Here is a 10153-nt window from a genome sequence, read left to right as displayed (position 1 = left end):
GGGATGTGGGTGAGGGCGCGGTCGCTGTTTCAGGTAGGAACAGTCGTCGGTTTGCTGCGGTTCTTGTTGATGGTCGGGCCGGAAGCTGCGAAGTGCGGGGTAAGCACGGGGCCGGCGAGGCTTGGGTAAGCGCTTCGATTATAGAAAGGTGGCTAACGATCGAACAAGAGGCTTGAGTCGCCACGGAAAGCTGCGTTGACCTTTAGATAACCACAGGCATCGAGCTGGTCTGCCAGATCAGCACCCGCGTGACACGATTGTCCTCGGTCTCGAGAATTTCCAGGCGGTAGCGGCCGATCTTCAGGCACACCGCGCTTTCGGGAATGGTTTCCAGGGCCTCGGTGACCAAGCCGTTCAGGGTTTTCGGGCCATCGCTGGGCAGGTGCCAGCCGAGGCTCTTGTTCAGCTCGCGAATGGAGGCGGCACCGTCGATCACCAGGCGTCCGTCGGCTTGCGGATGAATGTGCGGATTGTCCACGCTGTGCTGGCTTTCGAACTCACCGACGATTTCTTCGAGAATGTCTTCCAGGGTGACAATGCCCAGCACTTCGCCGTATTCGTCGACCACCATGCCCAGGCGCCGCTGCTGCTTATGGAAATTGAGCAGTTGCAACTGCAACGGGGTACTTTCCGGCACGAAGTACGGCTCGTGACTGGCCGCCAGCAACGCTTCCCGGGTCAGGCTCGCATCGGGCAGCAAGTGCAGGATGTGTCGGGTGTTGAGGACGGCTTCGACCTGGTTGATATCACTGTGGAACACCGGCAGGCGAGTACGTCTGTTGTGGCGCAATTGCTCGATGATTTCTTCGATGGGGTCATCGAGATTGATGCCGTCCACGTCGCTGCGCGGTACCAGGATGTCATTGACGGTAATGTTGTCCAGCGCGTGGATGCCTGGCAGCGGGTGAGGGCGGCTTACGGTTTCGGAGGGCGCATGCCGCTCCTTCAGCGTTTCGTCGTCACTCTGCTGTACTACTTTGGCTTTACGGGCGAACGGTYGCATCAGCAATTGACTGATGCTGTTGAGCAACCATGCCGCGGGATAGATGATTTTCAGCGGCACGCGCAACAGATTGTTGCCCTGGGCCAGGATCGCATCCGGATAGCGGGTGGCGAGCGCTCGGGGCAAATAGTCGGAAAACACCAGCAAAATGGCGCCCGCCCCAAGGCAAGCGACCCACGGGCCGTTCTCGGCCCAGGTAAAAATTGCCAGCAAGGTGCTGATGACTACCACGAGTGCACGGCAGAGGGTGTTGCAAAAAATCAGGCTGGCCAAGGGGAAGCTGAGTTTCGCCACCGGTTTGTCGCTGGAACGCGTTGCGGTGCGCTGGGCCAGTAAATGCTGGTGCGCCGCTTCGATGGCGGTAAACAGTCCCGACCATAAAATCAGCAGGGTCACTACCGCGAGCATCGGCCCTATGGGCAAGTCGTCCATTAATGCCGCCCGTCAGATATGCAGGATGTATTCACGAACCAGTTTGCTGCCGAAATACGCCAGCATCAGCAGGCAAAAACCGGCCAGGGTCCAGCGAATCGCTTTGTGCCCGCGCCAGCCGAGGCGATTGCGTCCCCACAGCAGCACGCTGAAAACGACCCAGGCCAGGCAGGCCAGCAGGGTTTTGTGCACCAGATGCTGGGCGAACAGGTTTTCGACGAACAGCCAGCCGGAAATCAGCGACAGCGACAACAGCGTCCAGCCGGCCCAGAGGAAACCGAACAGCAGGCTTTCCATGGTTTGCAGTGGCGGGAAGTTCTTGATCAGCCCGGATGGGTGCTTGTGCTTGAGCTGATGGTCTTGAACCAGCAGCAGCAAGGCCTGGAACACCGCGATAGTGAACATGCCGTAGGCCAGAATCGAAAGCAGGATGTGGGCGAGGATGCCCGGCTCCTCATCGATGACCTGTACCGTGCCGGCGGGAGCAAAATGCGCCAGCATCACGGTAAGGGCGCCAAGCGGGAACAGCAGGACCAGCAGGTTCTCCACAGGAATCCGCGAGCAGGCCAGCAGGGTCAATGCGATGACCGCTACGGCAATCAGGCTGGCGGCACTGAAGAAGTCCAGGGCCAGGCCGCCCGGGGTCAGCAGGTGGGTGAGCAGGCTGGCGCTGTGGGCCAATACGGCGAGCACGCCGAGCATGACCAGCAGGCGTTTGTTGACCTTGGCGCCGGAAGCCAGGCGAGTGCCCTGATATATGGTCGCAGCGGCATACAAGCAGGCGGCGGCGAGGGTAGTAAGCAAGCTGGGTGACAAGGGGAGCATAAATCCTGTTAGGCAAGCCCGAAAGTCGCTGAGTTTGGCATAGAACCCCTGCCACACGAAAGACCGCGCAAGCCGACAGCGAGGTGTCCGCCAGCCACAGTCTTCGCTATAATCCGCGACCTGCCCACGCCGCAGGCTCGCCGAGCACACGTTTAGTCCGGTCCGGGCCGCCATTATCCCGGTCTACACAGGGCCTGAAAGGATCGCGCAATGTTTGAAAACTTAACCGACCGTCTCTCGCAGACGCTGCGCCATGTCACCGGCAAGGCCAAGCTGACTGAAGACAACATCAAAGACACCCTGCGCGAAGTGCGCATGGCGTTGCTCGAAGCCGACGTCGCCCTGCCGGTGGTCAAGGACTTCGTCAATTCGGTCAAGGAACGTGCCGTAGGCACCGAGGTGTCGCGCAGCCTGACGCCGGGCCAGGCCTTCGTGAAGATCGTCCAGGCCGAACTTGAAAGCCTGATGGGCGCGGCCAACGAAGATTTGAACCTGAGCGCCGTGCCGCCAGCRGTCATCCTGATGGCCGGTTTGCAGGGCGCCGGTAAAACCACTACCGCCGGCAAACTCGCGCGCTTCCTTAAAGAGCGCAAGAAGAAGTCGGTCATGGTCGTGTCCGCCGACGTTTACCGTCCCGCGGCGATCAAGCAGCTGGAAATGCTCGCCGGTGAAGTCGGCGTTACCTTCTTCCCGTCCGACCTGAGCCAGAAGCCGGTCGAGATCGCGCAAGCGGCTATTAAGGAAGCAAAGCTAAAATTCATCGACGTGGTCATCGTCGATACCGCCGGTCGCCTGCACATCGATGAAGAGATGATGGGCGAGATCAAGGCACTGCATGCCGCGATCAACCCGGTCGAAACCTTGTTCGTGGTCGACGCCATGACCGGCCAGGACGCCGCCAACACGGCCAAGGCCTTCGGCGATGCATTGCCGCTGACCGGTGTGATCCTGACCAAGGTCGACGGCGACGCCCGTGGCGGTGCCGCGCTGTCGGTGCGTGCCATCACCGGCAAGCCGATCAAGTTCATCGGTATGGGCGAGAAGAGCGAAGCGCTCGATCCGTTCCATCCTGAACGTATCGCCTCGCGCATCCTCGGCATGGGCGACGTGCTCAGCCTGATCGAGCAGGCGGAGGCGACGCTCGACAAGGACAAAGCCGACAAGCTTGCTAAAAAGTTGAAGAAGGGCAAGGGCTTCGACCTCGAAGACTTCCGCGATCAGCTGCAACAGATGAAAAACATGGGCGGCCTCGGCGGGCTCATGGACAAGCTGCCGAACATGGGTGGCGTGAACCTGGCGCAAATGGGCAACGCCCAGGGCGCGGCAGAAAAGCAATTCAAGCAGATGGAAGCCATCATCAACTCCATGACCCCGGCCGAGCGCCGCGACCCTGAGATGATCAGCGGTTCGCGCAAGCGTCGGATCGCCATGGGTTCCGGCACCCAGGTGCAGGACATCGGCCGCTTGATCAAGCAGCACAAGCAGATGCAGAAGATGATGAAGAAATTCTCCGCGAAAGGCGGAATGGCCAAGATGATGCGCGGCATGGGCGGAATGTTGCCCGGCGGCGGTATGCCGAAAATGTAAAGAATCCGCGCCGGCCATCAGGTCGGCGCTGCCCCACACGGACGTGGGATACACAGCAAACCCGCACTTGGCGGGAGCTGATCGGCCGTTTTCAACGACGGCTCTATAGCAAATCTGCATGGCGGCCGATAGACCGCCGGAAAAAGTCATTTGCAAAAGTCCGGATATTCCTTAGAATATGCGGCCTTTCGGGCACCCATGCCCGCTGTGCCTTTAGATTTGCAGCACCGACTACAGGAACGATGTTCACATGCTAACAATCCGTCTTGCCCTTGGCGGCTCCAAAAAGCGCCCGTTTTACCACTTGACCGTAACCGACAGCCGCAACCCGCGCGACGGTTCGCACAAGGAACAGGTTGGCTACTTCAACCCTGTTGCCCGTGGTCAGGAAGTTCGTCTGTCCGTGAACCAAGAGCGCGTAGCCTACTGGCTGAGCGTTGGTGCACAACCTTCTGAGCGCGTTGCTCAGTTGTTGAAGGAATCTGCTAAGGCTGCGGCCTGAGCAATATGAACGCGACGCCAGCCATTGCTGATGATTTGATCGTTATCGGCAAGATTTATTCTGTTCACGGCGTTCGCGGCGAAGTGAAGGTGTACTCCTTTACTGATCCGATTAAAAACCTGCTGGACTACAAAACCTGGACGCTCAAGCGTGACGGTAATGTAAAGCAGGTAGAGCTGGTCAGCGGACGCGGGAACGACAAATTCCTGGTCGCAAAGCTCAAGGGTCTCGATGATCGCGAAGAAGCTCGTCTTCTGGCCGGTTATGAGATCTGCGTGCCGCGCAACCTGTTCCCTGAACTGACCGACGGCGAGTACTACTGGTACCAGCTGGAAGGTCTCAAGGTCATCGACACTCTCGGGCAACTGTTCGGGAAAATCGATCACCTGCTGGAGACCGGCTCGAACGATGTCATGGTGGTCAAGCCTTGCGCTGGCAGCCTGGATGATCGCGAACGCCTGTTGCCCTATACGGAGCAATGCGTGTTGGCCATCGACCTGGCAGCAGGCGAGATGAAGGTGGATTGGGACGCGGATTTCTAACGTGGCTAACTTGCGCGTAGAAGTGATCAGTCTGTTTCCCGAGATGTTTTCCGCCATCAGCGATTACGGCATCACCAGTCGGGCGGTGAAACAGGGGCTCTTGCAGCTCACCTGTTGGAATCCGCGAGACTACACGACGGATCGACATCACACTGTGGACGATCGCCCGTTTGGCGGTGGTCCGGGCATGGTGATGAAGATCAAGCCCCTGGAAGATGCTCTGGTTCAGGCCAAGGCAGCAGCCGGGGAGGCGGCGAAGGTAATTTACCTGTCCCCCCAAGGCCGTCAACTGACTCAGTCGGCGGTACGCGAGTTGGCGAATCTGGATGCATTGATCCTGATTGCCGGCCGCTATGAAGGCATTGACGAGCGTTTTATTGATGCTCATGTCGATGAAGAGTGGTCGATTGGCGACTATGTACTGTCTGGCGGCGAGCTGCCGGCGATGGTCCTGATCGATGCGGTTACACGACTGCTGCCTGGAGCTTTAGGGCATGCGGACTCCGCCGAGGAAGATTCCTTTACGGATGGTTTGCTGGATTGCCCGCACTACACCCGACCGGAGGTGTATGCGGATCAGCGTGTTCCCGACGTATTGCTAAGTGGCAATCACGCGCACATCCGGCGTTGGCGTTTACAGCAGTCCCTTGGTCGGACCTTTGAACGACGCGCCGATCTTCTGGAAAGCCGCTCGCTTTCTGGAGAAGAGAAGAAGCTGCTCGAGGAATACATCCGCGAGCGGGACGATAGTTAACAACGTATCGATGGTAGATCCGACGATTTACCTTAGGAGCACAGCATGACTAACAAAATCATCCTTGCACTCGAAGCAGAGCAGATGACCAAAGAGATCCCTACCTTTGCCCCGGGCGACACCATTGTCGTTCAGGTGAAAGTGAAGGAAGGCGACCGTTCGCGTCTGCAAGCGTTCGAAGGTGTTGTTATCGCCAAGCGTAACCGCGGCGTAAACAGTGCATTCACCGTTCGTAAAATCTCCAACGGTGTTGGCGTAGAGCGTACTTTCCAGACCTACTCCCCGCAAATCGACAGCATGGCTGTCAAGCGTCGCGGTGACGTACGTAAAGCCAAGCTGTACTACCTGCGCGACCTGTCGGGTAAAGCAGCTCGCATCAAGGAAAAACTGGCTTAAGTCCAGCTTCCGATGCAAAAAAAAGCAGCCTGCGGGCTGCTTTTTTGTTGTCTGCGATTTATCTTCCCTGGCCGTATTGCCGGTCTTGCCTGAGCCTTTATGCCTGCCATTGATCATCCCCTGATTGACCAGTTTCTCGACGCTCTTTGGCTGGAGAAAGGTCTCTCCGAAAACACTCGAGACGCCTATCGCAGTGACCTCGCGCTGTTCAACGGTTGGTTGCAGGAGAATGGGCTGGAGTTGATCAACGCCGGGCGCGAGTTGATCCTTGATCATCTGGCCTGGCGTCTGGAGCAAAACTACAAGCCCCGTTCCACTGCTCGATTTCTCTCGGGTGTGCGTGGCTTTTATCGCTACTTGCTACGGGAAAAGTTGATTACAGTCGATCCGACGTTACGCGTCGATATGCCGCAACTTGGCAGGCCGTTGCCAAAATCCTTGTCGGAAGCAGACGTGGAAGCGCTGCTGAAGGCGCCGGATCTGAGTGAAGCCATCGGTCAGCGCGACCGCGCCATGCTCGAAGTGCTTTACGCTTGCGGCTTGCGGGTGACCGAGCTGATCAGCCTCACCCTGGAACAGGTCAATTTGCGCCAGGGCGTGTTGCGGGTGATGGGTAAGGGCAGCAAGGAGCGACTGGTGCCAATGGGTGAGGAGGCGATTGTCTGGGTCGAGCGCTACATGCGTGATGCGCGCAGTGAACTGCTGGGCGGGCGTCCCAGCGATGTGTTGTTTCCCAGTCAGCGTGGCGAGCAGATGACCCGCCAGACCTTCTGGCACCGGATCAAGCATCAGGCCAAGGTGGCGGGGATCGGCAAGTCACTGTCGCCACACACCTTGCGTCATGCCTTCGCCACGCACCTGCTCAACCACGGTGCAGACCTGCGGGTGGTGCAGATGCTGCTGGGGCACAGTGATCTGTCGACCACGCAGATATACACCCATGTTGCCCGTGCACGGTTGCAGGATCTGCATGCCAAACACCATCCGCGGGGGTAACCGAAAAACCTGTGGGAGCGAGCTTGCTCGCGATAGCGGCCGGACAGTCGATACATGTTTTGGATGTGATGCCGTCATCGCGAGCAAGCTCGCTCCCACAGGGGGTTGTGGTGATCACAATGTCTTGCATCAGGTGCATTCGGCCATGCGAACCTTATGTGATAGGCTGGGCCAGTTTGCACGATGGGCGGTTATGACCCGGTGTTTCGGCACGGGCGTTCTGATCGTCCCATATGTTCGCCTTCAGGAGTTCTCATGCGTCTGACCCAGATTTTCGCCGCCGCAGCCATTGCGTTGGTCAGCACCTTTGCCGTCGCCGATGACGCGGCCGACAAGGCCATTCGTAAAAGCCTGGAAAACCTCCAGCTCGAAGTGCCGGTAGAGACCATCACCGCCAGCCCGTTGCCCGGCCTGTACGAAGTCAAGCTCAAAGGCAGCCGCGTGCTGTATGCCAGTGCCGACGGCCAGTACGTGGTTCAGGGCTACCTGTTCGATCTCAAGGACGGCAAGCCGGTCAACCTGACCGAGAAGACCGAACGCCTGGGCATCTCCAAGCTGATCAACGATATTCCTGTTGCCGAAACCGTTGTCTACCCGGCCATTGGCGAAACCAAGTCGCACATCACCGTATTCACCGACACCACCTGCCCGTACTGCCACAAGCTGCACGCCGAAGTGCCCGAGCTGAACAAGCGCGGCATCGAAGTGCGTTACGTGGCGTTCCCGCGTCAGGGCCTTGGTTCGCCGGGTGACGAGCAGCTGCAAGCGGTGTGGTGCTCGAAAGACAAGAAAGCGGCCATGGACAAAATGGTCGACGGCAAGGAAATCAAGGCCGCCAAGTGCGATAACCCGGTTTCCAAACAGTTCGCACTCGGCCAGTCGATTGGCGTGAACGGCACACCGRCCATCGTTTTGGCCGACGGTCAGGTCATTCCGGGCTACCAGCCTGCGCCACAAGTCGCCAAACTGGCGCTGGGCGCGAAGTAATTCGCATCGTCACGGCAAGCCTTGACGATCATGGTCCGGCAGCGACATCGCCGGGCCATCAATAGAGAGCCGCGAGTATGCGGTTGTTTTCACGGCCGGCCTCGAGTCGGCCGTTTTATGGGGAGTTCACAGTGAAACCGGTCAAAGTAGGCATCTGTGGGTTAGGAACCGTCGGTGGCGGTACCTTCAACGTACTTCAGCGCAACGCCGAGGAAATTGCTCGTCGTGCCGGGCGTGGGATCGAAGTGGCACAAATTGCCATGCGCACGCCAAAGCCTCAGTTCCAAACGACCGGTATTGCGATTACCAACGATGTCTTCGAAGTGGCCACGAACCCTGAGATCGACATCGTTATAGAGCTGATGGGCGGCTACACCGTTGCCCGCGAGCTGGTACTCAAGGCCATCGAGAATGGCAAGCATGTGGTCACCGCGAACAAGGCGCTTATCGCCGTTCACGGTAATGAAATTTTCGCCAAGGCCCGCGAGAAGGGCGTGATCGTTGCGTTCGAAGCAGCGGTGGCCGGTGGCATCCCGGTAATCAAGGCGATCCGCGAAGGCCTGTCCGCCAACCGTATCAACTGGGTAGCCGGGATCATCAATGGCACCGGCAACTTCATCCTGACGGAAATGCGCGAGAAGGGTCGCACCTTCGAAGACGTATTGGCCGAAGCCCAGGCACTGGGTTACGCCGAAGCCGATCCGACCTTCGACGTCGAGGGTATCGACGCCGCTCACAAGCTGACGATCCTGGCGTCCATTGCGTTCGGTATCCCGCTGCAATTCGACAAGGCCTACACCGAAGGCATCACCAGGCTGACCACCGCCGACGTCAACTACGCCGAAGCGCTGGGCTACCGCATCAAGCACCTGGGCGTGGCGCGCAGCACCGCGGCCGGTATCGAACTGCGCGTGCACCCGACGCTGATCCCGGCCGATCGCCTGATCGCCAACGTCAACGGCGTGATGAATGCGGTGATGGTCAACGGCGATGCTGCCGGTTCGACCCTGTTCTACGGCGCTGGCGCCGGAATGGAACCGACCGCTTCGTCGGTGATCGCCGACCTGGTGGACGTGGTTCGCGCCATGACTTCCGACCCGGAAAACCGCGTACCGCACCTGGCGTTCCAGCCGGATTCGCTGTCGGCTCACCCGATCCTGCCGATCGAAGCCTGCGAAAGCGCCTACTACCTGCGTATTCAGGCCAAGGACCATCCGGGCGTACTGGCTCAGGTCGCGAGCATCCTCTCGGAGCGCGGCATCAACATCGAGTCGATCATGCAGAAGGAAGCCGAGGAGCACGACGGCCTGGTGCCGATGATCCTGCTGACCCACCGTGTGCTGGAACAGCGCATCAACGATGCCATCGCTGCTTTGGAAGCCCTGGCGGGTGTGGTCGGTCCGGTTGTACGGATCCGCGTCGAGCACCTGAACTAAGCCGATATCGTTGACCGGGCTCGCTTGCGGGCCCGGCACTACGAACACTGTCCATTGGAGTCAGTCATGCGTTACATCAGTACCCGCGGCCAGGCACCGGCCCTGAATTTCGAAGACGTCCTGCTGGCAGGCCTTGCCACCGACGGCGGTCTGTACGTCCCGGAAAACCTGCCACGTTTCACCCAGGAAGAAATCGCTTCGTGGGCCGGCCTGCCGTATCACGAGCTGGCTTTTCGGGTGATGCGCCCGTTCGTCACCGGCAGCATCCCGGATGCCGATTTCAAGAAAATCCTTGAAGAAACCTACGGTGTGTTCGCCCACAGCGCCGTTGCGCCGCTACGTCAGCTGAACGGCAACGAATGGGTGCTGGAGCTGTTCCACGGCCCGACCCTGGCGTTCAAGGACTTCGCCCTGCAATTGCTCGGTCGTTTGCTCGACTACGTGCTGGAAAAACGCGGCGAGCGCGTGGTGATCGTCGGCGCCACCTCCGGTGACACCGGCTCGGCCGCCATCGAAGGCTGCAAGCACTGCGAAAACGTCGACATCTTCATCCTGCACCCGCACAACCGTGTGTCCGAAGTGCAGCGTCGGCAGATGACCACCATCTTCGGTGAGAACATCCACAACATCGCCATCGAAGGCAACTTCGATGACTGCCAGGAAATGGTCAAGGCGAGCTTCGCCGACCAGGGC

At 59.1% G+C, this 10153-nt stretch carries 11 protein-coding genes; 9 read left to right on the top strand and 2 right to left on the bottom strand.

Annotated features, from left to right (window positions below):
- Nucleotides 1-202: 202 nt before the first annotated feature.
- Nucleotides 203-1435 (bottom strand): transporter associated domain-containing protein, encoded by a 1233-nt coding sequence (locus tag ACXRVY_RS09885; protein WP_458237321.1) that lies wholly within the window; start codon nt 1433-1435, stop codon nt 203-205.
- 12 nt (nt 1436-1447) lie between these two features.
- Nucleotides 1448-2260: a cytochrome C assembly family protein gene (locus tag ACXRVY_RS09880; RefSeq protein WP_223459904.1), complete on the bottom strand. Its 813-nt coding sequence runs from the start codon at nt 2258-2260 to the stop codon at nt 1448-1450.
- Between the two features lie 210 nt (nt 2261-2470).
- Here ACXRVY_RS09880 and ffh point away from each other — a divergent pair, with 210 nt between their 5' ends.
- The 9 genes from ffh to ACXRVY_RS09835 form a co-directional block, all read left to right on the top strand.
- Nucleotides 2471-3847 (top strand): signal recognition particle protein, encoded by a 1377-nt coding sequence (gene ffh / locus ACXRVY_RS09875; RefSeq protein WP_056726162.1) that lies wholly within the window; start codon nt 2471-2473, stop codon nt 3845-3847.
- 250 nt (nt 3848-4097) lie between these two features.
- The gene (rpsP, locus tag ACXRVY_RS09870; RefSeq protein ID WP_007972721.1) at nt 4098-4349 is read left to right on the top strand and encodes a 30S ribosomal protein S16; all 252 of its coding nucleotides are present in this window, start codon (nt 4098-4100) and stop codon (nt 4347-4349) included.
- A gap of 5 nt (nt 4350-4354) precedes the next feature.
- Nucleotides 4355-4891, top strand: coding sequence for a ribosome maturation factor RimM (gene rimM / locus ACXRVY_RS09865; protein WP_150754524.1), 537 nt, complete (start codon nt 4355-4357; stop codon nt 4889-4891).
- 1 nt (nt 4892) lies between these two features.
- Complete coding sequence (trmD, locus tag ACXRVY_RS09860) at nt 4893-5645, top strand: tRNA (guanosine(37)-N1)-methyltransferase TrmD (protein WP_149419047.1); 753 nt, start codon at nt 4893-4895, stop codon at nt 5643-5645.
- 45 nt (nt 5646-5690) lie between these two features.
- On the top strand, nt 5691-6041 hold the full coding sequence (rplS, locus tag ACXRVY_RS09855) for a 50S ribosomal protein L19 (protein WP_003175895.1): 351 nt from the start codon (nt 5691-5693) through the stop codon (nt 6039-6041).
- A 99-nt stretch (nt 6042-6140) separates the two neighbouring features.
- The gene (xerD, locus tag ACXRVY_RS09850) at nt 6141-7037 is read left to right on the top strand and encodes a site-specific tyrosine recombinase XerD (protein WP_223459906.1); all 897 of its coding nucleotides are present in this window, start codon (nt 6141-6143) and stop codon (nt 7035-7037) included.
- Between the two features lie 255 nt (nt 7038-7292).
- The gene (locus ACXRVY_RS09845; RefSeq protein ID WP_458237320.1) at nt 7293-8024 is read left to right on the top strand and encodes a DsbC family protein; all 732 of its coding nucleotides are present in this window, start codon (nt 7293-7295) and stop codon (nt 8022-8024) included.
- Nucleotides 8025-8155: 131 nt separating this feature from the next.
- Entirely contained in the window at nt 8156-9460 is a 1305-nt protein-coding gene (locus ACXRVY_RS09840; protein ID WP_150672390.1) for a homoserine dehydrogenase, read from the top strand.
- A 66-nt stretch (nt 9461-9526) separates the two neighbouring features.
- A partial coding sequence (locus ACXRVY_RS09835) for a pyridoxal-phosphate dependent enzyme (RefSeq protein ID WP_458237319.1) occupies nt 9527-10153 on the top strand: 627 nt, incomplete at its 3' end.

The organism is Pseudomonas sp. P5_A2_2, assembly GCF_054177685.1.
The sequence above is the reverse complement of the archived record's forward strand: the minus strand, read 5'-3'. Positions and strand labels throughout refer to the sequence as shown.